Origin of the sequence: Paenibacillus sp. J5C2022 (genome assembly GCF_025567625.1) — a bacterium.
In the GTDB taxonomy this organism is placed as follows: domain Bacteria; phylum Bacillota; class Bacilli; order Paenibacillales; family Paenibacillaceae; genus Pristimantibacillus.
Genome location: NZ_JAOQJC010000010.1, coordinates 1 through 23484, shown reverse-complemented (window position 1 = coordinate 23484; position 23484 = coordinate 1). Strand labels below are relative to the sequence as shown.

Annotated in this window: 19 protein-coding genes and 6 tRNA genes; 7 read left to right on the top strand and 18 right to left on the bottom strand. The window is 50.6% G+C overall.

Annotation, left to right across the window (positions count from 1 at the left end; genetic code table 11):
- The 7 genes from M6D81_RS10005 to M6D81_RS09975 form a co-directional block, all read right to left on the bottom strand.
- Positions 1–1959 carry an FAD-dependent oxidoreductase gene (locus M6D81_RS10005; protein WP_262676737.1) on the bottom strand — a complete coding sequence of 653 codons (1959 nt, stop codon included), beginning with the start codon at positions 1957–1959 and terminating at the stop codon, positions 1–3.
- A gap of 10 nt (positions 1960–1969) precedes the next feature.
- Positions 1970–2359, bottom strand: coding sequence for a DUF2304 domain-containing protein (locus tag M6D81_RS10000; protein WP_262676735.1), 390 nt, complete (start codon positions 2357–2359; stop codon positions 1970–1972).
- Positions 2356–3087, bottom strand: coding sequence for a glycosyltransferase family 2 protein (locus M6D81_RS09995; RefSeq protein WP_262676734.1), 732 nt, complete (start codon positions 3085–3087; stop codon positions 2356–2358). The genes M6D81_RS10000 and M6D81_RS09995 overlap by 4 nt, the downstream gene beginning before the upstream one ends.
- A 15-nt stretch (positions 3088–3102) precedes the next feature.
- Complete coding sequence (locus tag M6D81_RS09990) at positions 3103–4317, bottom strand: ArnT family glycosyltransferase (protein ID WP_262676733.1); 1215 nt, start codon at positions 4315–4317, stop codon at positions 3103–3105.
- A gap of 1090 nt (positions 4318–5407) precedes the next feature.
- The gene (locus tag M6D81_RS09985; protein WP_262676732.1) at positions 5408–5755 is read right to left on the bottom strand and encodes an EamA family transporter; all 348 of its coding nucleotides are present in this window, start codon (positions 5753–5755) and stop codon (positions 5408–5410) included.
- Positions 5756–6267: 512 nt separating this feature from the next.
- Entirely contained in the window at positions 6268–8079 is a 1812-nt protein-coding gene (locus M6D81_RS09980) for a carboxypeptidase-like regulatory domain-containing protein (RefSeq protein WP_262676731.1), read from the bottom strand.
- A gap of 117 nt (positions 8080–8196) precedes the next feature.
- Positions 8197–8523: an antibiotic biosynthesis monooxygenase family protein gene (locus M6D81_RS09975; protein ID WP_262676857.1), complete on the bottom strand. Its 327-nt coding sequence runs from the start codon at positions 8521–8523 to the stop codon at positions 8197–8199.
- A 173-nt stretch (positions 8524–8696) separates the two neighbouring features.
- Here M6D81_RS09975 and M6D81_RS09970 point away from each other — a divergent pair, with 173 nt between their 5' ends.
- The 5 genes from M6D81_RS09970 to M6D81_RS09950 all read left to right on the top strand — a co-directional run bounded on the left by M6D81_RS09970 (position 8697) and on the right by M6D81_RS09950 (position 14127).
- The gene (locus tag M6D81_RS09970) at positions 8697–9593 is read left to right on the top strand and encodes a LysR family transcriptional regulator (protein ID WP_262676730.1); all 897 of its coding nucleotides are present in this window, start codon (positions 8697–8699) and stop codon (positions 9591–9593) included.
- A 382-nt stretch (positions 9594–9975) separates the two neighbouring features.
- A complete protein-coding gene (locus M6D81_RS09965) occupies positions 9976–10845 on the top strand; it encodes an AraC family transcriptional regulator (RefSeq protein ID WP_262676729.1) in 870 nt (289 codons plus the stop codon).
- A 715-nt stretch (positions 10846–11560) separates the two neighbouring features.
- Positions 11561–12337, top strand: coding sequence for a DeoR/GlpR family DNA-binding transcription regulator (locus M6D81_RS09960; protein ID WP_262676728.1), 777 nt, complete (start codon positions 11561–11563; stop codon positions 12335–12337).
- Positions 12330–13514, top strand: a complete 1185-nt coding sequence (locus tag M6D81_RS09955; RefSeq protein WP_262676727.1) for an MFS transporter — start codon at positions 12330–12332, stop codon at positions 13512–13514. The genes M6D81_RS09960 and M6D81_RS09955 overlap by 8 nt, the downstream gene beginning before the upstream one ends.
- Positions 13492–14127: an HAD family hydrolase gene (locus tag M6D81_RS09950; protein ID WP_262676726.1), complete on the top strand. Its 636-nt coding sequence runs from the start codon at positions 13492–13494 to the stop codon at positions 14125–14127. Before M6D81_RS09955 ends, M6D81_RS09950 begins: the two co-directional genes overlap by 23 nt.
- Positions 14128–14232: 105 nt before the next feature.
- On the opposite strand, the gene M6D81_RS09945 is transcribed toward M6D81_RS09950, so the two are convergent.
- Genes M6D81_RS09945 through M6D81_RS09935 form a run of 3 tightly spaced genes read right to left on the bottom strand, consistent with a single transcriptional unit; the run spans position 14233 to position 17699 of the window.
- Positions 14233–15870 (bottom strand): type 2 periplasmic-binding domain-containing protein, encoded by a 1638-nt coding sequence (locus M6D81_RS09945; protein WP_262676725.1) that lies wholly within the window; start codon positions 15868–15870, stop codon positions 14233–14235.
- Between the two features lie 47 nt (positions 15871–15917).
- On the bottom strand, positions 15918–16799 hold the full coding sequence (locus M6D81_RS09940) for a carbohydrate ABC transporter permease (protein ID WP_262676724.1): 882 nt from the start codon (positions 16797–16799) through the stop codon (positions 15918–15920).
- A 15-nt stretch (positions 16800–16814) separates the two neighbouring features.
- Positions 16815–17699 carry an ABC transporter permease gene (locus tag M6D81_RS09935; protein ID WP_410795716.1) on the bottom strand — a complete coding sequence of 295 codons (885 nt, stop codon included), beginning with the start codon at positions 17697–17699 and terminating at the stop codon, positions 16815–16817.
- Between the two features lie 337 nt (positions 17700–18036).
- Here M6D81_RS09935 and M6D81_RS09930 point away from each other — a divergent pair, with 337 nt between their 5' ends.
- Positions 18037–20289: a helix-turn-helix domain-containing protein gene (locus tag M6D81_RS09930; protein ID WP_262676722.1), complete on the top strand. Its 2253-nt coding sequence runs from the start codon at positions 18037–18039 to the stop codon at positions 20287–20289.
- Positions 20290–20342: 53 nt separating this feature from the next.
- Here the strand turns inward: M6D81_RS09930 and M6D81_RS09925 are convergent, their stop codons facing one another.
- Positions 20343–21104: a GTP cyclohydrolase II gene (locus M6D81_RS09925; protein WP_262676721.1), complete on the bottom strand. Its 762-nt coding sequence runs from the start codon at positions 21102–21104 to the stop codon at positions 20343–20345.
- A 104-nt stretch (positions 21105–21208) separates the two neighbouring features.
- Positions 21209–21979, bottom strand: coding sequence for a DODA-type extradiol aromatic ring-opening family dioxygenase (locus M6D81_RS09920; protein ID WP_262676720.1), 771 nt, complete (start codon positions 21977–21979; stop codon positions 21209–21211).
- Positions 21980–22136: 157 nt separating this feature from the next.
- Between M6D81_RS09920 and M6D81_RS09915 the strand changes: the two genes are divergently transcribed.
- Positions 22137–22688, top strand: a complete 552-nt coding sequence (locus tag M6D81_RS09915; RefSeq protein ID WP_262676719.1) for a helix-turn-helix domain-containing protein — start codon at positions 22137–22139, stop codon at positions 22686–22688.
- A gap of 263 nt (positions 22689–22951) precedes the next feature.
- Here M6D81_RS09915 and M6D81_RS09910 read toward each other — a convergent pair.
- The 6 genes from M6D81_RS09910 to M6D81_RS09885 form a co-directional block, all read right to left on the bottom strand.
- Positions 22952–23025 (bottom strand) — tRNA-Pro (locus M6D81_RS09910).
- 7 nt (positions 23026–23032) lie between these two features.
- A tRNA-Arg gene (locus M6D81_RS09905) sits at positions 23033–23109 on the bottom strand.
- A 4-nt stretch (positions 23110–23113) separates the two neighbouring features.
- Positions 23114–23188 (bottom strand) — tRNA-Gly (locus M6D81_RS09900).
- Between the two features lie 3 nt (positions 23189–23191).
- Positions 23192–23278, bottom strand: a tRNA-Leu gene (locus M6D81_RS09895).
- 9 nt (positions 23279–23287) lie between these two features.
- Positions 23288–23363, bottom strand: a tRNA-Lys gene (locus tag M6D81_RS09890).
- Positions 23364–23383: 20 nt separating this feature from the next.
- Positions 23384–23459: transfer RNA gene (locus tag M6D81_RS09885), tRNA-His, on the bottom strand.
- Positions 23460–23484 lie beyond the last annotated feature (25 nt).

Genomic DNA, 23484 nt, shown 5'->3' with positions numbered 1-23484 from the left:
TTATTCCTGTTCTGAAGAAGCCCCGAACTCGATCTCCGTCAGGCTTTCTATCGCATCTTTAAGCAGCATGTAAGCTTCCCCATCCGTTAGCTGCTCCGGGTCGGCGATGAGATCCACTGTAGTCTGCGTAATGATCGACTTGCTCAGCAGGTCGTTGACGGCCTGTTCCCTGCTGGTCTCCACACCGGCGGCCTCGGCTATCGTCAAGCATGCCTGCTGCAGACTTAACGGCTTATTGGCAGGCTCCTCCACATTGTTCACGGCCGCATAAGGATCTCCCGGCAGTTGCTCGGGGAACATTCGCCTGGCTCCGTTCATCTGATTGACCATGCGTTGAGCATTGGAGGGACGATCGAGATCGAACGCTGCATTGCCATAAGAACCATAGGCCAATCCCATATATACAGCGGCCTTAAGCCCGGCATAATCCTTGTGCTTCATGTAGGACTGAGGCTCCAACGTGTACGGCTCAAGCTCCATTCCCTGATCGTTCAGCCGCTGCTGAAGCTCTTCAATCAACGGCTTGGATGCGGCCAGCTCACGGAAGGTGATGCCGTGCGCCTCCGCTAACTTCGCTGCGGCACCCGCCGCCTGCCCTTCAGCCATTCCGGTAGGAATCACTCGCGCGCTGCCATGGGCCAGCGTATCATAGCTGGCAGACCGCCCGACCACCAGCAATCCGTCGATATCCTTCGGAACAATGCTGCGGAACGGAACGGCATACTTCAAGGGATGAAGGACAACGGCCCCGTTGTCGGAAGGGGAGGTCCGCTGAATATCCGCGGGATAAGAGCCGAAGGCTATGCGATCCCAGTGGTCGCGATTTTCCAATAAATCCACAATACTGAGCCGGTATAATCCCACCATATGCCGAGTCTCGCGAACGTACAGCTCCGGGGCAACGGCGTCCAGCTCCGCATGCTTGAATTCTTTGTACTCCTTCAGGTATTCCACCACATTCGGAATTTCCTGTCTGGCCAATTCCAAGCCTTCCTCGCGGGATTCCGGGTCCAGCCCGTCAATGTCGAATATATGCAGCGCGTTGATCAACACCGTGCCATCCCGCTGCCGGCCTATGTTCAGACCGCGCATTTTGGTTCGTTCATTATCCAGCGGCAGATAGCCGCTCATTTCCTTTCCGTATCCCCATGCGGACATTTTGCTGACACCGGTATTGCCGTCTCCGTCACCGTTCAAGCGGTCGGATATTAACTTCCAGGCTTTGTCGTCCATGTTTTTCAAGCGAAAAACGGCCGTGACTGCCATCCGCGAATCGGGGTCTCCTATATCCTCGCGGCCCATCGTGAACTGCACTCCGGCCGCCGCGGCAATGTCCGCATCCTGCGTCGCATCGATAACCGACCTCGCCAGAACATTCTGCGTCGATCCATCCGAGTTCGTTAAGGCAATTCCCTCCACGGCCTTCGCACTTCCTTCGGAAACGATCGGCTCAACGGCTTGTGCGGACATGTAAAGATCGATGTTGCTCTCCTTGCTGACCAAATCGTAGAAAGCGTTGGCCGCAGTAGTCACATCAAAGGAATGGCCTTCCGTTTTTTTATACCATTCTTTAAAGATGCCTTTGTTATAATAATCCTGCTCCCGACCAGGCAAGGGCTTGCTAGTCCGGTCCCAATTCATGTCGATGCTGTTCAGCCAGCCCACCGTCATCAAGCCTCCCAGCAGTTCGCGCTGCCGGTTCTCGATGAGCAATGTCTTCGCTCCGTTGCGCGCGGCCGAGACTGCCGCACTGATCCCTTCCGGGTCGGTGCCGACGACGATGACATCATACGTATCCTGAAGCTGTTCCACGGAAACGACCTGTTTGAGCTTCTGACTTGCCAGCACGAATTCCGCAGCCGGACTTTCTTCTTTTCCTTGAATATAAAACCAACCCGCGCATGCTCCCAGCAGGACAACCATGACAGCGGCAATTGAATATAAGCGTTTCTTAGACATAAAGCACCTCTTATTTTCTGCAAATTTGAAATTGATCCTTCCCCTGCTCCCGGCGTTCTTCCAGCTGCCGCAGCTTCTCCTCATAGAGCGCCGCTGCTTGGGCCAGCCGGATAGTCCGTTCCGTTAAACGGGATACCGCTACGGTTAAATGCAACAAGATGAACAATATCCCGAGAACGGCCAACACATGCAGCAGCGAGGGCGGATACGACACATTAAGCCGGGCAGCCAGCCAATCCAACCCGTACGGGAACAGGGACAGGACCATCATTACGCCGCTTAACGCCAGCCATAGGAAGGCATATTGCTCCTTCAGCTTTTTCAACCGGATCAGTCGAAGAATGGTAATAAGGAACACCAAGCTCAGTCCGAAGCAAAGATAGAAGATATAAGCGGTCATAATGACTGCTCCTGCCCGGGCTTCCAGGAATGCGACAGGAGGATCGCCAGCGTCACTTTCACCATGTAGTACATCGACTTGATCGCAGTAATGCTCGATTTCCCAAATGCCCGGCTGCGCATCGTAACCGGTGTTTCGATGAACCGAAGCCCATGATTGTTCAACAAGATAAGCGACTCCACTTCGGGATAATCCGTCGGATACCAATGCGCGAACAGGGAGATCGCCCTTCTTCCGCATACGCGAAATCCTGAGGTCGTATCCGTCGCCCGATGCCCGGTTAGTCCGGAGACGAGATTCGAGAGAAAGCTAATGCCGATCTTCCTCATCCAGGTCGATTGATACCCTGCCTTGTCCAGAAAACGGGAACCAATCGCCATATCCGCCCCGTTGTCAACCAAGTCGCTCAACAATTGACGCAAGTCTGCCGGATCATGCTGGCCGTCTCCGTCAATCTGTACAGCTATATCGTAATCCTCATTCATAGCGTGCAAATACCCCGTCTGAACAGCGCCTCCTATGCCCAGGTTATAGGGCAGATTCAAGACGGTTGCTCCGGTAAGCAATGCCTGCTGCAAAGTGTCGTCTGCGGAGCCGTCGTTCACTACGGCAATATCCGCGTATGGGGCATGAACTCGGATATCTTCTATGACGGCTTTGATTTGCTCGGCTTCGTTGTAGGCCGGCACAATAATCAACACTTTCAAGTGAAGAGAAGAGACTGACATGAAGCATCCCATCCTTTATCCTTCGATTTTGGACATGTGAAGCCTTCGCCTGGCAGACAGCCATTGCCAAGCCTTCACGCCGACAATACAGTCGATCATTATAATCAGGGGCATGGTCATGACGTTATACCGGTATTCCGGTACAAAACCGAGCCTAATAAGCGTGATCGCCGCTACGATGACGACCAGCAAGGCCGAAATTTGCCGCCAGCGCCGGAGAATGACAACCGCAGCCAACACCCCCAGAACAAGCAGGGCATGATGAATCCGGTCCGGATGAAGCCCGGGAATGACATTGTAGAAAGGGGCGTGACCGCCGCCGTAATAGACATGCGCATAGAGATACGACAGCTTGCCGACGGTGTACCATTTTATGAACAGCCACGGTTGTGTCGAGAAGCCTGTCTTCAGTCTCTCCACCGCCACTTCCATCTCCGTTTTTCCGGCTTCATCCACCATTCCGTCATCATAGTTTTTGTACGGGTAGGTTCCGGCTTTGAACGGATTGGACTGAGTGGCGGTAAGCACCCATTCATCCAGCGTTACCGCATTGCGTATCCACCAAGGCATAAGGACAAGCGCCAGACCGATTATTGATAATGCAAGCAGCTTGAGAACCTCTTTCGCATTCCTCTTCCAGAGCCAATAGAATAAGTAATTGACTGCAATCAGGGGCAGGAATTCCGGCCGGACCAGAACCGTCAGACCAAGCAGGATGCCCGACGCCAGAGCTGATAGTAAGGTTGGAGCGCGGTACACCCGGAGCTGGGCCCATACGTGCCCGAGCAGCAGGAAGATGCCGAGCACTTCTGTCAGGATGGCTCCGTTCGCCCATACGAAGGGCGGATAGATGGCGGCCAGGAATGCTGCGATCAGACCGCCTGCAGCGTTGGATAGCCGGCGGGTAATGCTGTATATCATCCAGACGGACAACAGGCTGAGCATCACCTGGACCATCCGAACCCAGGGCAGCGGATCGTTCTGCTGATAGTCGGACAGCCAGTAGATCGCCGCCATGAAGAGGGGGTAACCTGGAGTCACCCGAGCATTCGGGCTGGTATCCTTGTAAGCGTAGACTCCTTGCTCCAGAAGCTGCCGGACCATGAGATCATAATTGATAGAGTCGTGCGGCATGACATGTGCGACTGACCGCACAAAGTCAATCCGCAAATAAGCGGCCAACAGAAGAATGGCTATTAACACTATCGGGACGATTTTGGATCGCTTCACGGATTCATCTCCTATCGGGAAGGCTTGATGGCATTAGTATACAAGCCACTTATTAATGAGTCGTTTACTTCCGCTTATCAGATGCTTAAGTAGTCCTTAATAAAAATTAATAATTGATTGCGCCCGGAACATGAAAATAACCCCACAAAGTGGGGTTCTACTTCGAAGCTTACTGGTTTACTTTGCGGGGGACCACGGAACATATAAATTCTAATAATGAAAAAACCGCCTGATGGCGTCCTTTTACTCCCCCCTCAGGTTAGCCCCTCTTTTCGGCGCTCCAGTGAAGGATTCAAACACTATAGCTGCTTAAACCATCCATTCCCTGCTTCGAGCGTATGCCACATACACTATAGTTACTCAAACTAACCATTCCCTACTCCGAGCGTATGCCACATACACTATAGCTGCTCAAACCAACCATTCCCTACTCCGAGCGTATGCCACATACACTATAGCTGCTCAAACTAACCATTCCCTACTCCGAGCGTATGCCACATACACTATAGCTGCTCAAACTAACCATTCCCTGCTTCGAGCGTATGCCACATACACTATAGCTGCTCAAACTAACCATTCCCTACTCCGAGCGTATGCCACATACACTGTAGCTGCTCAAACTAACCTTTCCCGTCCTCGTGCGTATGCCACATACACTATAGCTGCTCAAACTAACCTTTCCCGTCCTCGTGCGTATGCCACATACACAATAGCTGCTCAAACTAACCTTTCCCGTCCTCGTGCGTATGCCACATACACTATAGCTGCTCAAACCAACCATTCCCTACTCCGAGCGTATGCCACATACACTATAGCTGCTCAAACCAACCATTCCCTACTCCGAGCGTATGCCACATACACTATAGCTGCTCAAACCAACCAATCCCTACTCCGAGCGTATGCCACATACACTATAGCTGCTCAAACCAACCATTCCCTACTCCGAGCGTATGCCACATACACTATAGCTGCTCAAACCAACCATTCCCTACTCCGAGCGTATGCCACATACACTATAGTTACTCTAACTGCCTGGCTGCGGCTGGCTGCCGCTGCCCGAACGGCTTTCCCATTGCATACTGGACCCTCCTCATGATCTGGAAATGACATAGACGCCAATCAGAATAATGGCGATCCCTGCCCAGCGCGTAAGCGTAACGGTTTCTCCGAAGACCGGACCAGCCACAAGCAAGGCGAGGACATAAGCTATGCTCTGAAGCGGATAAGCTATGCTTAAGGGTAATCGTGACAGTACGACAAACCATAACACCGTCGCCGTACCGTACAGCGCCAATCCTCCATAAATGTAATACGAGGTCGCTAATTTATCCCAAACAAGCCCACCCGCTTTTTGAAGCCCCAGCTTGAAGAAGGTTTGGCCCAAGACCAGCAGGATAATATTGCCCAACAATATGCCGTAGTCTGTGAGATTTCTCATGCGAATCACCCAATTCAATAGTCTGTGAAAATCACACTAACTATAGCACTTCCGCCGCGAGGGATCTCTTAAGATATTCTTAAGGGGAGTAAAATAACCCCTCAAAGTGGGGCTCTACTTCGAAGCTTACTCAGGTACTTTGCGGGGACCCCGAAACTTATAAATAATAATGTAAAAAACAAGAACAAGCCGAGCGAAAATCAGGGAATGATCCCGGAAATTCGTTCGGCTTGCTACAGTCGCTATTCCATTAGTAGCCACGGTTGACCGGCGAGGCTGCCTGAAAAAACTCCTTCTCCCAATCATAATGTCAATCCGGCGTACCATCGTTTGTGTCGATATAGGCGATTTGAATGCTGCCCTTCGCCTCGTCAATATGAATAACCTATACAGCGGTTAGCGCGATAGGATTGGGCCTCATCGGCGATCCCGTCGCAAATTATCACTATTAAGCAAAGCTTTTTGCTTCCGTGTGGCATCTGCTTAGTCTTTTGGCTTTCACTTATATGCTATTAATCATCGTCATCGTCCCTGTCGTCATCATCATCCTTCTTGCCATTCGTGACGGTCACTACTGCTGAAGCTGTCGCAACGTTGCCCGCACGGTCTGTTGCTGTATACGTGATTATATATTCTCGTATTGCGTTCTTTTTCGAGGCCTCTGCACGCAGCTCGAATGAGGTATCATTTGTGCCATAATCGGCATTTTGTATATCCGCTAATCTCTTTTTTGGTTTTTTCTCGTTTTTTGCTTTGTTTGACTCGTTATAAGTAATCGAGCTTAACACGATTTTTTCTATTCCCGATCCAATGTCAACACTGTCGACCGAGACGTGAATCGGAATCATTTTATGATTAGCAGGCGAAAGTTTATACTGATTCAGTGCAAGCTCCAACGTTGGCCGTGTTTTATCGATATTTACGTCAAGCGTCTTTGGCAGTTCTGTATTTCCAGCCCGGTCCATGCTTCGATACAGGAGTTTGTTCTCGCCTTCCGATGCGATCGTTATCGCTTCGTTGTAAGGCAGCCACGTGCTGCCTTGATCAAGACTGTACTCGGTATACTCCACACCGGACAATGAATCGCTTGATAATAAGGCTACATGAACATCTGAGCTATACCAATCGTTATGAACGTTCCCCGACACGGCTGCTTCAGTTGAAGGAGCTGTTTTATCGATGTTAATCGTGATGCTGCCTGTTCCCGTCATCCCTCCGCTGTCTGTCGCCGAACCGCTAATAACTTGGTTAGCCCCCTCTGTCGCAACGAGTACCGGCGGATCAATTTCAAGCTCCGAGTCATCGTCACTCGCCGTAAAAGAAACCGTCACATCCTCGTTATACCAGCCGTTGCGATCCGGGGCGCGGTCTGCGTGCGCTTGGACAATCGGAGGATCGTTATGAATGAGCTCAAACTGTAATGGATACAATCTGCCATTCACGTATATACTTTCTTCTTGAGGCAAATAACCGGGAGCGGTCACTCTTATATGATGCAGCCCTCCTCGAATAACACCTGTGTCAAATACACTCCCTGTATACTGGAGTGCAACATCTTCTCCTATTATCTCAACTTCCGCATTGTGAATGGGACTGCCCGCTTCATCTATAATTTGACCCTCTATTACGCCGTTCAAATATTGTGGAGGAGCCATATCCGATACTCTTTGATCCGCCGTCCGATGATCTCCCGGATCAAGCCTGTAAGATGTCATTTCATAGCCGTTATTATGAAACATACTATACGTATTCGTGCCGCGTGCGGAAAAAAAATGACCTCCTGCAAGAGAGAATCTATAATTTCCATCTCGATCCGATACGGCAGTAGCAACATCAATATATCCGACTCTTCCTCCAAGATATACTTTCAAGCGCAGCGGATAACCTTCTATAGGTGTTTCATATGTATCTGTATAGGTAACCTTTCCTGTTAATACCGTTCTTTGCTCCGGCAATTGGTAGTCGAAAACCTCCGGTTGTGCCTGGAATTCATTAACGACAACAAATTCTTGGATGTTTAAAATGACAGTTACTGCTTCACCGAGATATCTCGTATAAGAAGGAATTGTATAATATCCGTCCTCATCCGTAACAGCCGAGGCGACTAGATGAAAACCACGCTCGTAACTATACGTCGCTATTTGAATCGTGGCACCTCCAACAGGCTGGCCGTTTTCATCCGTAATGAACCCTTGATGTGAACGAACCACCGGATCACCTTCATTTTGAGCATGAGCGAGATCTGCATTTGCTATCATAAATGCCAAAATCACGATCAAAATGACCGCAAGCTTTACCCTTCCTAAGCTAATCGTACTGTTCACGCCATCCCCTCGCTTTTCCATAATTTTCTAAAGTTTTTTTGTTCTCAATAAAGAATATCATGTCGCATTTATTTTTGTAAGGGGACTTTTCATTCCGTGACTTGAACCAGATCGGTTTTATTCCTTTTCAAATCCATAATCCCGCTCGACCTTGCAGATCCTCGTTTTGTATGCGCGATACCAGTCGGTCCTGCCTTGTTGTCGAGCCACTAAATGTCGTTCGTTCTGCTTCCATTGTTGTATCGCCTCAAGAGACTCCCAATAAGATATTGTAATGCCTAAGCCTTCTCGGGCACTTTCTACTCCTAGAAATCCTGGCTGGGCAGAAGCAAGCTTAACCATTTCTTCTGCCATCTCCCCATAACCATTATCGACATCCGTTCTTTCCGTTGTGAAAATGACCGCGTAATGAGGCGCTTTTGGTGTTTTTGCAATGTCGCTCATCATTTCCCTCCACATCTATTTTTGCTCATATATTTCAAATGAGTATACTACTTTGTTGTTGAAATTTATGCTCTTCAGAGCAGATTGATCGGGACAGCAGTTGCCTTCCGTACAAGCTTTGTAATACCATTAATGAAATTGATTCACATGTTAGAGGGGATGAGTAATCATTCATGAGCATCGTGCGATTCGAGATTGTCGCGAAAGTCGATGAGCTGGGCAGCTTCACGAAGGCGGCCGAGCAGCTCAATATGACGCAATCCGCCGTCAGCCACGCCATCGCCGGCCTGGAAGCGGAATGGGGTGTCACCTTGTTCCATCGTGATCGCAGGAGGGGCGTCGCACTGACGGACGTGGGGCGGAAGACGATTGTCCATATGAGAGAAGTGCTGAACCGGATGGAGAATATCCGGCAAGAGATCGCTCTGGCTTCCAGCCTTGAGATCGGGACGATTCGCATCGGCACATTCGCTAGCGCTTCGGCCTGCCTGCTGCCGAAAATTCTGTCCACTTATCAGAAGCGTTATCCGAAAATCGAATTCAGATTTTATGAAGGCACCTATGAGGAAATTAGCGAATGGCTCCATACCGGCATCATTGACATCGGCTTTGTCGTGCCGGGTGCGGCCAAGCCGTCATTCGAGCTTGTTCCTCTTATCAAGGACAAGATGGTGGTCGCTTTTCCTCCCGAGCATAAATTTCATAGCCAGCGCATGATTCGCATACAGCAATTGCGAGATGAACCCTTCATCATGCCGACCGGCATGTATCGGGTGCATGTCGAGGAGCTGTTCAGACAAGCCCATATGGAACCGGCTGTCCGCTTCGAAGTCCACGACTGCAATACGATTGCCAATATGGTGCGGGAAGGGCTTGGCGTCACCATTGGCCCCGAGTTGTTCTTGCAGACGCAGACGAACTTGAAGCTGGGCCGCCTGGATAATACCACCTGGCGTGAGGTGGCATTGGCCTGCCCTTCGGCTTCAGACGCTTCCCCCGCAGCCAAAGCCTTTCTGGCCGTTGCCAAAGAAGTGTTCGCCGACGGGAATGAAGCCGGGGCGGAGCTGTGATCAATTCTAACGGTCGCCATTACCGCTAATTAAGCTATTCGAGCTACCTTTTCGTTTTAATGGTCGCCATGGACCTTATTGGGCCGATATGCCCCCTTATCTCAGACTTATTAGTCAAATAACGTCACCCACGTCCGTTACAATTTCAACTGCCCATTTTCCATCGAAATAGCTTCTCTCGCGTTCGTTACGCCGATCGTTATCGAGCAGCTTCTCTCGTGTCTGTTACCGTTGCAGTTACCAACAATAGGAGCCCAGCTGCCTTTAAATCAACCGATATCCGCCCGCAATACCTGCAACGCCTGCAATACGGTGCGGATAATGTCGGGAACCCGGTCCCCATACTTGATACGCTAATGATGAAAGGAGGAGCGATAACGAAATGCTGGATAAGTTGAACAACGCACTGGAATATTTGGAGAACCGGCTGGAGGGCGACATTGACTTCGCCCAGCTATCAAGGCTGGCGCAATGCTCGGAATACCACTTCAGCAGAATGTTTTCCTTTCTGGCCGGCGTCACCTTGTCGGAATACATTCGGCGGAGAAGGCTTACGCTTGCCGCGCTGGAGCTGATGAACGGCAATGTGAAGGTCATCGATCTCGCTCTCAAGTATGGCTATAACTCGCCGGATGCCTTCACCCGGGCATTCCATGCCATGCATGGGGTAACTCCGACAGAAGCCAGACAAGGCGGTACGCCGCTCAAGTCTTATCCGCGCATCTCCTTTCAACTAACCGTTAAGGGAGGCAATGCCATGAATTACCGAATTGTGGACAAAGAAGCATTCCGAATCGTCGGCATCAAGAGAAGGGTGCCGATCCAATTCCACGGGGTGAACCCCGCCATCGCAGAGATGTGGAAGAGTCTGGATGCAAACGCCATCACGGAGCTTAAGCAGCTTTCCGATGTAGAGCCTGTAGGCTTGATCAGCGCTTCCGTGAACTTCTCGGAAGGAAGAATGGCGGAGCAAGGCTCGCTGGACCATTACATTGGAGCAGCCACAACGCAAGACTGTCCGTCTCATCTGACGCAGCTGGACGTTTCCGCCCTGACTTGGGCCGTATTCGAAGCCGTCGGACCTTTCCCGGACACCTTGCAGCAGGTATGGGGGCGAATCTACTCCGAGTGGTTCCCGACGACCGGCTATGAACAGGCTGAAGGCCCCGAGCTGTTATGGAACGAGAGCAAGGACGTCTCCTCTCCAACGTTCAGAAGCGAGATCTGGATCCCGGTGTCGAAGAAGAAGTAGCAAAGTTATAATGAACTGGGCTGTTCCCTTGCAGTTCACCGCGTACTGCGGGTCGAGGGATAGTCCTTTTTCATTTGTCACTCGCACTTCCCCTTAATGAAATTGGAGTCTTTCCACAGAATCCTTTCCCGCATACGTCACAGTCATTTATGCTATGTAACATAGCTTTATAGATTTATAGCTTTATAGATTTATAGCTTTATAGCTTTATAGCTTTATAGCTTGCTTGCATTGTATTATCCATTCTCCGGCCACTCATCACTCATCCACCTATCTCCTATCCACTTATCTAACTGGATTTCATGTGTTTATTTTCTTTGAAATATTCCTGCTTCACACAAAGAACTGGATTTCATGCAACTCTTTTGGTCGATTATCGGGCTTTTGCGCAATCCACCTTAATTCAACTGTACTTATTCCATTTGCAATGTGTGATTAAGGCGATATGTCCTCACTAATGACATAAAATCCAGTTAGTGCTCTCCATACTCTCCATGCTCTCCATACTCTCCATACTCTCCATGCTGTCCACGGCTCATCCCCGCACACTCCCCGATATCCACCGAAATGGAGGCCTTCCCCTTTCTACGTTTCTCCCTTGATTTTTCAAGCCAAATCCGTATAATCATTATTATCACTTACATTTACTTAAATTAACTTAAGTATTAACAAGCCATCTCAATTCATCTTGCAGCAAGGAGGGACTTACATTCACATGTTTCAAGAGGAACGACTGACATTAATCTTGCAATACCTGCAGGAAAAGCAGCGCATCGAAGTCGATGAAATTTGCGGATTGCTCGGCATTTCCCGGGATACCGCGAGACGCGACATCATTAAGCTGGAGCAGCAAGGTGTCATCGTCCGAACCAGAGGCGGCGCCATTCTGCCTCCCGTATCCAAGGTCATTCCGGGCTACGAGCAGCGCATGGAGCTGGATACACCGCTGAAGGATTCTATCGGCCGGCTGGCGGCAACTCTCATCCATGATAGCGATTATCTATATGTGGATGCATCGACTACCGTTCGCCATACGATCGAGCATATGACGAGCAAGAACAACTGCGTGGTCACGAATTCACTGCACACCGCCGAAGCGCTAACCCGGAAGGATGGCGTTCACATTCATATGCTCGGCGGCATTATGAGCAATGAGCATCGGTTCGTGTACGGTCCGCGGGCAATCGAGATGCTTGACGATTATCGGATTGAGAAGGCCTTCCTCGGCGCATGCGGCATCGCTTCAGACGGCCTGTCCACATCCTTCGAGGACGAATGCTACCTGATTCGTCACGTCATACGCATGGCGGAGCAGGTCATTCTGGTCACTGATCATTCCAAGTTCGGGAAGAAGCTGTTCCACAAAGTAGCCGATCTGAGCGACATCGACATTATCGTGACGAATCAAGAGCCGGATAAACAACTGAGGGAGCACCTTCACGCTAACGAGATTGACATTATGATTGCAGGGGAGCAAGATCGCATTGATTAACCGCTTGATCGGAATGAGCTGTCTTTCTTACATCATGACAGGAGTGGCGCTGGTCATCATCGGCGCCCTGCTGCCTGAGCTGCTGACGAAGTATTCTATCAGCTACGGGGACGGCGGCACGCTCGTCTTCGTTCAATTCATCGGTGTGCTGGTCGGCGTGCTCAGCATGCCTCTTGTCTCTCGCAAGCTAAGCCGGAAGACCAGCGTTACGCTCGGCCTTCTGCTCATTAGCCCGGAGTTGTTCGTGACGCTGCTCCCGCCTTGGCCTGTCGTAATCGCAATAACCGGGGTCGCCGGATACGGCGCGGGGCTTGTGGAGGCAAGCATCGGCACGATTATTCTGCTGTCTGTCAAGCGCAAGGTAGCCATTGCGATGAGCAAGCTCGAGGTAACGTTCGGCATCGGCGCGTTATCAATGCCCTTCATTGCAAGCTTTCTTATTATTCGCGGATGGTGGACTTACTCCTTTCTTCTGCTGGGCATAGGCTGCTTGCTGACGGCTGCTTTATGGATGCGCCTCTCATTCGGAGAGCTGGATGACCTGTTGTCGCTTCGGGAACGGAGGGACGAGGTCCGCGCCGCACGTCCGGCGTTCAGCAAGCAAGCCTTCCCTTTCCTGGTCCTATGTACATTGTTTTTTCTCGGCTATGGAGGAAGCGAGGTTTCCGTCGTGCACTTCTTCCCTTCTCTCTTTATGGAGAAGTGGGGCATTGCCAGCTCGCTCGCCGCATCGGTCGTAACCTTCTATTGGGTCGGCATGGTCATCGGGCGCATCTTCTGCGGCATTCTCGCCGAGAAGTTCACCTATTACCGGTACTTGGCCTTCTCTACGGCGGGAAGCTTGCTTGTGTTGCTCCTGTTGCCGATTACTACGGAAGCATGGGCCGGCTTTGCGCTAAGCTTTCTATTGGGATTGTTTATGTCCGGCATTTTCTCGATAGCGCTGATCTTCGTGAACAAGGCACTGCCGGGAATGACGGAGCAGACGACCAGCATCCTGTTCGCATGCAGCGGTCTGGGAGGAAGCCTGCTGCCTCTCGCAGTCGGCATGACGATGGACGGCTTCTCGGTGCAGACCGCATTCTGGCTGCTGTTCGGGGTTATGTCGGGCATGATGTTGTTATTGCTTATGGCGAAGAAACGGAGGGATTCTCTTGTACACATGCATCATATTTGATATCGACGGCACCATGATCAATACGGAGAAGGCGATGATTGAATCTATGAGGCAAGCTCTTTACGAAGTAACGGGCTCTTCATATTCCTACAACGATCTGCTCCCGTTCATGGGCATACCGGGCGATACGGCCCTGCAACAGCTGGGCATTGAGAATATAGCCGCAGTCAATAAGAGGTGGAGTGACTATCTAGGCCAATACGCCAATGATATTCATCTATATCCGGGTATTGATGTGGTGGTGAAAACACTGCATGACATGGGCATTGCAACAGGCGTTGTCACTTCCAAGACGAGACGGGAATTAAAGGACGAGTTCGCGCCTTTCGGCTTAATGCCTTATTTGCCCATCTCCGTATGCGCCGACGACACGCTGCTGCATAAGCCGAATCCGGAGCCGATGCTTGAATTTCTGGAGCTATCCGCTATCGACAAGAGCCGTTGCATCTATATCGGCGACACGATTTATGATCACATGTGCGCTTCTTCGGCCGGAGTCGACTTTGCATTGGCGACATGGGGCGCTTCCGCTCCCGACCGAATCGACGCCAAGTTCAAGCTGAAGGACCCCAGCGACATTTTACAGCTAGTTCAAGGCGTGTTATCGCAGTAATGGCGCATACCGCATCGTCCACAAAGTGAGCTTTGCCTCGCTGCTTGCTATGCAAAAAGCCGATCGGAGCTTCGCCTATAGGCGAAGCTCCGATCGGCTCCCGCATCAGCTTGCTTTATAACGATCGTATGCGGCTTGATAAATTTGCATGTATTGATCCTTGCCCATCTTGTCCAGCGTCTTCACGTAATTGTCCCATTCGTCGAACGACAACGAGCCGTTAATGAACTTGGCTTCCGCTTCGGTAATAAAATCCGACATATCCTTGCCTGTCGACGACATGAAAGTTGACTCCTCTTCCGTATAGCTGAAGTTGGACCAGATCTCCTGGACCGCCACATCCTTCACCTTATCCGCCGCCTCAAGCGCTTCCGGCAGCGCCTCGGAACCCATGAAATTATGCTGCGTAGCGAAGGACGGATAACTGCCCCCCATCCAGGTGAAGTACTTGACCGAAGCCTGATCTTGCGTCAAGCCTTGCGGATTGTTGATGATCTCGTCCACATACTGAATCGTACCGTCGGCACTCTCGGTATATGTCATATCCTTCTTGCCAAGGAAGTAGAACTTGCTGCCTTCCTCGCCGTAGAAGTAGTCAATCCAGCGAAGCGTAGCCTCAGGATGCTTATTGGCGCTTGTAATCGCGAATGCGCCGACCCACACCAGCGGTACCTTCACGTGAGAGAACAGCTTGTCCCCATGCGGCCCCTCCAGAGAACCGAGACCGATGTATCCCTTCTGTCCCATGACCGCCGCAGGGTTAGGCGAGATGACCGAACCCAGCAAGCCCGCTTGTCCCTTCGCGTTAAGCGAGGTTTGCTTGATCGTGAATATTTCCTGATCGATCAGGCCTTCGGCATACAGCTTGTTCATATATTGCAAGAGCTCCTTGTACTCGTTCGTCGTCTTTGTGAATCTCAGTTCGTTCGTCTTGGGGTCCACGTCCACCATCTTGTGCCCGAGCCCTCTTGTACCCAGCCCCCAAGAGCCTTTCAACATATCAATAATTTCATTCAGATTCCATGCGCTAAGCGGAACTTCATCTTGCTTCCCGTTATTGTTCAGATCGGTGTTCTTCACCGCTTTAAGGTATGCATAGAGCTCGTCGACTGTGGCCGGCTCCTCCATATTCAGCTGCTCCAGCCATTCCTGCTTCACCCAGAACGGCATCCCGATCAGCATGGACAGGAATTCCGGATCGTAGATGGTCGGAAGCGAGTAAATATTGCCGTCCGGCATCGTCAAGCCTCGTTTAATGTCCGGGTACTTTTCCAATAGCGCGCTAATGTTCGGCGCGTACTGCTCCAGCATGTCGTTAAGCGGCACGAATACCCCTTGCTTGCCATACTTGTACAGCTCGTTGGAGGATACCCTGGCGGAATAGAAGGCGTCCGGATACTCGCCGCTTGCCAGCACCAGATTGCGCTGATTCGTCAAATTTTCGAACGGAATAAGCTCGAACTGAACGTTCACATTCGACATGTCGGCATATTCGCTCCAGACCAGCGTATCCTCGAATTTGTTGCCGTTCGTAGGCGACTTGCCCGTGAAGAAGCGAAGCGTAATGGGCTCCTTTACGATCGGAAATCCCGTCTCATTCAGATTCGAAGCCGCCGTCTCTTGCTTTGCGGCCTGATTATTCACCGCCGGAGTAGAGTTGCTGTTGCTGCCGCTGCAGCCTGTAATGGAAGCTGCCGTTACTGCCGCCGCCAGCGCAAGCGCCATTCGTTTGTTTTTCACCATGTTCGCCCGATCTCCCTTTCGTACATCCCATTAATATTGTAACCGAATTAACCTTTAATGGCTCCAATCATGACGCCTCTGACAAAGTACTTCTGCAAGAACGGATAAAGAATCAACATTGGCAGATTAGCGACGATGACCGCGGCGAACTTGATCGCCTCGCTGTCCATCATGCTCTTCATGTTCGTATCGTCTCCGATTCCCACCATATCCTGCATCTGGCCTTGAATCAGAATTTCCCGAAGGATCAGCTGCAGCGGGTACAAGTCCCGATTCGTCAAATACATGAGCGCGCTGAAGTAGGCATTCCAATGGCTCACCCCGTAGAATAGCAGCATGACCGCAATAACCGGGCCCGAGATTGGCAATATAATGCGTATGAGCGCCTGCATATTGGAGCAGCCGTCAATGAATGCAGCTTCCTGCAGTTCATAAGGTATGCCGGTCTGGAAGAACGTCCGCATAATAATGACATTCCATACCGATATGGCCGAAGGCAGAATGAGCGCCCAGAACGTATTGAGCAGGTTCAAGTCTTTCACCAGCAGATAAGTGGGAATAAGTCCTCCTCCGAAAAACATTGTAAATACAATGATGCCCGTGAACAACCCACGACCATCGAAGTCCTTGCGGGATAGCGGGTACGCTGCTGCGATGGTCAGAGCCAGATTCAATGCGGTACCTCCGACAGTATACATGATGGTGTTGGCATATCCCCGGATGACCTCACCATTCTGCAGCAGTCTCTCGTAGCCGACGAACTGAAGGTCGGACGGCCATAGCCATACCTCGCCAACGAGCACCTTCTCCGGACTGCTGATGGAAGCAATAAAGACATACCACAGGGGATAGAGAACGATGAGCGACACAACGCCCAGTATGATCGCAATGATTCGCTCCGTCCAGACATCCTGCCGATTTTCCATCATCCGCAACACTCCTTCTTACCATAAGCTTGTCTCGTTCAATCTGCGCGCAATAACGTTGACGGCAACCAGCAGAACGAAATTGACTACCGCATTGAACAGCCCGACCGCTGCGGAATAGCTGTATTCGGCGCCTTGAATGCCGCTGCGATAGACGCTGGTCGAGATGACATCGGATGCCGACATATTGAGACTGTTCTGAAGAAGATAGATCTTCTCGAACCCGACGCCCAGCACCGAACCGACATTCAAGATCAACAGGATGACAATGGTAGGCATAATGCCCGGCAGGTTGATATGCCATATGCGCCGCAATCTGCTCGCCCCGTCGATTTTGGCCGCTTCATGCAACTGGGGGTCAATGCCTGACAGTGCCGCCAGGAAGATGATCGAGTTCCAGCCCATGCTCTGCCATATGCCCGATCCGACGAAGATGGTCTTGAACCAGGCCGGCTCCGTCAGGAATCCGATCTTCTCTCCGCCCGCCCACTCCATAAGCCGATTCAACAAGCCGGTCTCCTTGGACAGGAACATCATGATTATGCCCGCGACGACAACAGTGGAGAGAAAGTGCGGCGCATAAGTCACCGTCTGCACGAACCTCCGATAACGCTCGGAACGCAGCTCGTGTATGAGCAACGCGAGCAAGATCGGAAGAGGAAAGCCAGCGACCAGTTCATATAATCCGATGCCAAGCGTATTCCAGATCAGCCTCCAGAAGTAATAGCTGTCGAAGAAACGCTCGAAATGCTCGAACCCCACCCACGGGCTGCCCCAAATTCCTTTCGTGGCAATGAACTCCTTGAATGCAATCTGCACTCCGTACATCGGTACGTAATGGAACAACACATAATAAACGATGACGGGCAAGAACAACAAGTATAAATCATAGTTTCTCCTCATGCGAAGCAGCCTTACGCGCCATACGCCGGCCCTTCCCCTCGTTAGCGCTTGCTCTCTGTCTATCCTTGCTCCCCGGATTTGTTCCAGCTTCTCACCCCCTTCACGCCCATCATACCGGCAGCCATCCATCCGCGACTATCACCGATATTTTAGAATCTTGCCTTTGCTTATGAATCGTGTCATATGCCAGTCTCCATAGGCTTTGTTAAACCGAAATCGTAAAATGTGCAAAGCATCTAAAACAATGTCATCTTTCGCTCACAGCCTTGTTGCTGTAACATAAATGCTATTGGAAGCGTGCATGAACGGCGCGACGGAATGGAGGGAGTTGGACGGAATGGAGAGGAAGTCAACGGACCAGAGCTTATTCATGAAGATTTTCCTTAGCTTTTTGTCCATCATCGTGCTGTTTACTTTATTTCATATTTTTTCATTTGCTTTTATTATTTCCAACGTCCAGAAAAGGGTTATCGCATCGAATCAACAGCTGCTAGCCGAGTCGACGGACAAATTCGATTACTACTTCTCCAGAGTGCAAATGATGCTGCACAGCTTGTACAACGATAAGGCGGTATCCGAATTCGCAGGTCAATTGCGCAGAGCGCCGCAGGAGCAACCGGATTATTGGCTGGCCAAGGATACTGTCGCCTCCATCAGACGAGAGAGTTTCAATCCGTACTTGTATCTGCAAGCGCTTATCATACAGTACGGAAGCGCCTCCGTCACACTCGATCAGGCAGGCAGCAGCAGCGAAGAAGATATGTTCGGACGGGCTTATGCAAGCAGCGACTATCCGTTATCCTTCTGGAAAGAACCGACCCGCCAGACATTCCGTCTGCTTCCTGCCGCTTCATTCCACAGATCGGACGAGCTGCGGGAAGACAAGCTGCTGCTGCCTTATGCATTCGAAGTCCTATCTGCCGATTACCGGGTGATCGCTCTTATTGACATTCAGCAAGTGCTTGGCGCATTCTTCACGAGCGATGAATCGCGCGCGCTGTTAATCCGCGATCGGGAAGGCAAGACGCTGCTGGCAACGGGCGGGCAGGAGGTACAAGAATTGCCGACGATGGATGGCGATTCCGGTTACCTGCACGCGGGCGACAGCTATTACTTCTGGCAGACCGATAGCGAAGGAAGAAGGTACATCTCCTCCGTACCTCAGAACAGCATTGCGTCTCAAGCGCAGAAGCTGTCGCTGGGCTTGCTTTTAATCGCCGCTATGTCCATCGTAATCGCGCTATTCGCCTCCTACGTGTTCAGCAATCGGATTCATCGTCCGGTGAAGCGCATGCTCTCGGAGCTTATGCATCCCAATGCGGATCAACTGAACAGCGGCATCAAGGAATTCAATCTCATTCATGCCAACATGCGCGAGCTGGTTCGGGAGAAAGCGTCTATTCAGGAGGAAATCGCACGGCATTCATCCATTCTGACGAGCTATGGCTATATGAATAAGCTGAAAAGCATCAACCACGATATTCAAGAATGGAACGAGTTCCTGGCGATGGACGAGTCGTATCATATCGTGCTGTATACGCTTCGGCTTCGTCCAGCGGGACTGGCTGCCAGCCAGATTCCTGTCGAGAAAGCTTTGTACGCCTTGCGCGAGCATATTGGATTTATTTGCACAGGGACATTCCCGGATTCCCACACGTTCCAGATGGAGAAGGACCAGATTCTGTCCGTTATCAAGGGACGGCAACGTGAAGGTATTCTGAACATGCTTCGCAAGCTGAAGTCTATTGTCGACCGGGATCATGAATACTATCTGGTGACTGCTGCAGTCAGCTCGCACTTCGAGCACTCTTCCCAATTCAATTATGCGTACGATCAGGTTATCGGAATGAGCCGCAGGTCGCTGCTATTGGAAGAGATGCAGATATTCGCCGATTCCGGAGGCAGCGTCCCTGCTACAATCTTCTTCAATAATATGCAGCAGCAAGAGCTCCATGCGGCCATTCAATCTGGCCAGCCGGAGAACATGTTGTCTATCGTCGAGAGGCGACTCGACGAGCTTCACGAGAAGCAGGCTACCGCCGAGCAATTCCGGAAAGCTGTGGAGGAGTGGACGGCCAAGTTGCTGCACAGTCTGGAGCGCAGCGGGGTAGCAGCACAGACCGACTGGCAGCTGAAATCTTCGCTGCGCCAATTGGGAGAATGCTGTACGCTTGCAGAATACAAGGACGGATTTCGCCGCTTGTTCTGGCATGCGGGGGGACTGATGCAAGAGAGAGCGGAACAAATCGGCGATCCCGTCATTAACCGAGTGCTTCAAATCGTGGACGAGGAATATCGGGAAGAATTGTCGCTGGACTACCTGTCCGGCAAGCTGAACATGTCCAGCGCTTATCTGTCCGCTTACATTAAAGAGAAGACCGGCGAAAACTTCACCGAGCATCTGAACAGGACGAGATTGCGCAACGCACAGCAACTGCTGGCCCAAACGGAGGGCGGTATTGCCGATATTGGCAAGCAGGTCGGCTATCATAACGCTTCGTCGTTCAACCGGATGTTCAAGAAGTGGACCGGACAGTCGCCCAGTGAATATCGCAGGAGTGTCCATTTCACGGAGGAGGCGGAGGGATGACAGCGCAAGCAAGAAAGCTTCGCGGAGCCGTTAAGCTACGCGAAGCTTTCCTGTCAGTCGTTATGGCAGCAGCCCTCGTCTTCATTCAAGTGCCCGGACCGTTCGATTTTCGTCTTCAAATATTTCTCGTTGTACGGAGATACATCCCCCCACAGCTGCACGCGATCCTCCACATCCAGGCCTGCTTCTCTAAGCGCATCCAACTTTTTCGGATTGTTCGTCATTAAGGTAACCGGCTTAGTCCGCAACGCCTTCAACACCTGGATCGCATCGCTGTAATCGCGTGCGTCATCTGCGAATCCCAGCTGCAGATTGGCATCCACTGTATCGTATCCGTTCTCCTGCAATATATAGGCAAGTGCTTTGCTGAAAAGCCCGATGCCTCTCCCCTCATGATTGGCCAAATAAAATAGTGCTCCGCTTCCCTGATCGGCAATGTGCTTCATCGACTGCTTGAGCTGATAGCCGCAATCGCATCTTTTGCTTCCGAAAATATCTCCGGTGTGACAAATAGAATGAAATCGGATCAACGCTTGATCGGCATCATGAAAGTCGCCATGGACAAGTACGCTGGATTGTTGATATTCGGCCAGATTAGCAGAAGATAATTTGGCGACAATGCGCTCGAAATCCTCCGTCACTTCGTTGCAATTCAGCCAGCAATACCATTGAAACTGGGCCGTCTCCCCGAACAAATTAACCGGAAGCTGGATGGGTCCGACCAGATAGATGGCTCCTTTATCTGTCTTAATGAGTTTGATTTTATCTTTCAGAAGCGATATGGCTTCAGGATCAAAGTTTTTTACAGCAGGCATGGCAGCGAATCTCCTTTATTGATCACAATGTATGATTCCGATTAGTCACCTTTGTTCTTTATTTTGTTGAAAATACAAACCCGCTATGCAGGACTTCATCAATATTATTGAAATTGCCAGCAGCTTAGGCTCAGGTTGCCGAATTGATAGCTGCGGTGAAGCAGCTTCGCCTGACGATTGGCGTCGCCGCTTCCCATCGCAAGCAGTAGCGGAATAAAGTGCTCGCTTGTCGGGACGGCCTCGCGGGCGTGCGGAGCCTGTTCATGATAATGGAACAGCGCTTCTGTATCCCAGGATTCCAGCTTGCTCTGAAGCCAATTGTCGAACTGCTCCGCCCACTCGTCAACTCCTTGCGAGCGCCAATTCAATGCTCTCAAGTTGTGAACGGTCCCTCCGCTCCCGATAATAAGGACATCATGCTCCCTGAGCTTTCCTAATGCTTTGCCGATTTGGTACTGTTGTTCGTTTGTCAAAAACCGGTTCACGGATAAAGCTACAATCGGGATATCCGCATCCGGGTACAATAGCTTCAGTATCGCCCACGCCCCATGATCGAGTCCTCTCTTATCATCAAGCTCGCTTGGAATGCCGTGCTTCAACAACAGAGATTGAATCTGCTCACTGAGGGGACGATCGCTATTGGCGGGATAAGTCATTTCGTAAAGCTCGTCCTGAAACCCGCCAAAGTCATAGATCGTTCCGTACGTTTCTGCGGCACCGATGACCTGCACCGATTCCTCCCAATGTGCAGAGAAGAGGACGATCGCTTTCGGTCGGGGCGTTTGATCCTTGAATATTTTCAGCATTTGCGTATATTCATTATCTTCAAGCACGATCGACGGTGCGCCGTGCGCGAAAAAATAGGAAGGCATCATAATTCTTCTCACTCCTTGACTGATTGGATTTATATATTAGTTATAATAAAATATAATTTATATGAGTAATTTAATATAAAATACATAGCTTGTCAACTGAAAAATTGTTAATATGTAATTATGTTTTATATGACAAATATTCAAGAGGTGCAATCATATGGATATCGGCTCCGCTATCCGGGCCATTCGGAAACGAAAGAACATTACAATCGCTCAAATATGCGAGGAAACCGGTTTGTCTCAAGGCTTTATGAGTCAGGTGGAGAACAATAAGACCTCTCCCTCCATATCGACTCTGGAAAATATAGCTCAAGCATTAAAGGTGCCGCTGGCTTATTTACTATTGAAGAAAGAGGACCGAATGAATATCGTCCGGCACAATGAACGGAAGATAACGACAAGCGGTTCCGAGAAGTTGAAAGTGGAGCATCTGAGCTCCACGAAGAATATGAGGATGATGCTTGTAGAACTTCCTCCCGGAGCTTCGACGGGCGATGGGCCTCATGCTCATGAAGGCGAAGAAGTTCACATCGTGATCACAGGAAGAATCTACGCGGAGCAAGGGGAAGATACGGCCGAATTCGGAGAGGGCGATTCCTTCAGCTGGAACGCTTGCACGCCACATTTGGTAAAAAACATAGGGCATGATACGGCAACCGTGCTCATATCCGTCTATACGGAAACCGATAACGGTCCGTTGCTTCTCTGACCCGTTGAATAATCCCGAATCCTTTATTCGCCTAATTGTACAGCGAAGGCAGTCGGTCCATTCGAATTCGGCTGCCTAATTCATAATGATCAAGTTAACTACTAATTTTCTGTCCGTTGCCGATTCTTACAGCTACCTTCCGCTGCCCGCTTGATACAGACATCTGACCACTCCTTAGGGAACTGTACGTTATTTATGTATTATAGCATTTGAAATGACAAAAAAAGCCCCCTATCCAATTTGGATAAAGAGCTTATTCGATATCGGGATGACACGATTTGAACATGCGACCCCCTGGTCCCAAACCAGGTGCTCTACCAAGCTGAGCTACATCCCGAAAGGAATGGCACGCCCTAAGAGATTCGAACTCCTGACCTTTTGATTCGTAGTCAAACGCTCTATCCAGCTGAGCTAAGGGCGCATAATGGAGCGGAAGACGGGAATCGAACCCGCGACCCTCGCCTTGGCAAGGCGATGCTCTACCGCTGAGCCACTTCCGCATATGGTGCGGTCGAGAGGACTCGAACCTCCACGTCATTGCTGACACTAGAACCTGAATCTAGCGCGTCTGCCAATTCCGCCACGACCGCATATGAAACTGGTGAGCCATGAAGGACTCGAACCTTCGACACCCTGATTAAAAGTCAGGTGCTCTACCAACTGAGCTAATGGCTCGCAATTTGTTAAGCGTTATATGGGGCGATCGATGGGACTTGAACCCACGAATGCCGGAGCCACAATCCGGTGCGTTAACCCCTTCGCCACGACCGCCATGAAATAATGGTGCCTTGAGATA

Coding starts and splice junctions, on each gene's coding strand:
- M6D81_RS10005 (WP_262676737.1), bottom strand. CDS start 1,959: ATGTCTAAGAAACGCTTATATTCAATTGCCGCTGTCATGGTTGTCCTG.
- M6D81_RS10000 (WP_262676735.1), bottom strand. CDS start 2,359: ATGACCGCTTATATCTTCTATCTTTGCTTCGGACTGAGCTTGGTGTTC.
- M6D81_RS09995 (WP_262676734.1), bottom strand. CDS start 3,087: ATGTCAGTCTCTTCTCTTCACTTGAAAGTGTTGATTATTGTGCCGGCC.
- M6D81_RS09985 (WP_262676732.1), bottom strand. CDS start 5,755: ATGAGAAATCTCACAGACTACGGCATATTGTTGGGCAATATTATCCTG.
- M6D81_RS09975 (WP_262676857.1), bottom strand. CDS start 8,523: ATGAGCGACATTGCAAAAACACCAAAAGCGCCTCATTACGCGGTCATT.
- M6D81_RS09970 (WP_262676730.1), top strand. CDS start 8,697: ATGAGCATCGTGCGATTCGAGATTGTCGCGAAAGTCGATGAGCTGGGC.
- M6D81_RS09965 (WP_262676729.1), top strand. CDS start 9,976: ATGCTGGATAAGTTGAACAACGCACTGGAATATTTGGAGAACCGGCTG.
- M6D81_RS09960 (WP_262676728.1), top strand. CDS start 11,561: ATGTTTCAAGAGGAACGACTGACATTAATCTTGCAATACCTGCAGGAA.
- M6D81_RS09945 (WP_262676725.1), bottom strand. CDS start 15,870: ATGGTGAAAAACAAACGAATGGCGCTTGCGCTGGCGGCGGCAGTAACG.
- M6D81_RS09940 (WP_262676724.1), bottom strand. CDS start 16,799: ATGATGGAAAATCGGCAGGATGTCTGGACGGAGCGAATCATTGCGATC.
- M6D81_RS09935 (WP_410795716.1), bottom strand. CDS start 17,699: ATGAGGAGAAACTATGATTTATACTTGTTGTTCTTGCCCGTCATCGTT.
- M6D81_RS09930 (WP_262676722.1), top strand. CDS start 18,037: ATGGAGAGGAAGTCAACGGACCAGAGCTTATTCATGAAGATTTTCCTT.
- M6D81_RS09925 (WP_262676721.1), bottom strand. CDS start 21,104: ATGCCTGCTGTAAAAAACTTTGATCCTGAAGCCATATCGCTTCTGAAA.
- M6D81_RS09920 (WP_262676720.1), bottom strand. CDS start 21,979: ATGATGCCTTCCTATTTTTTCGCGCACGGCGCACCGTCGATCGTGCTT.
- M6D81_RS09915 (WP_262676719.1), top strand. CDS start 22,137: ATGGATATCGGCTCCGCTATCCGGGCCATTCGGAAACGAAAGAACATT.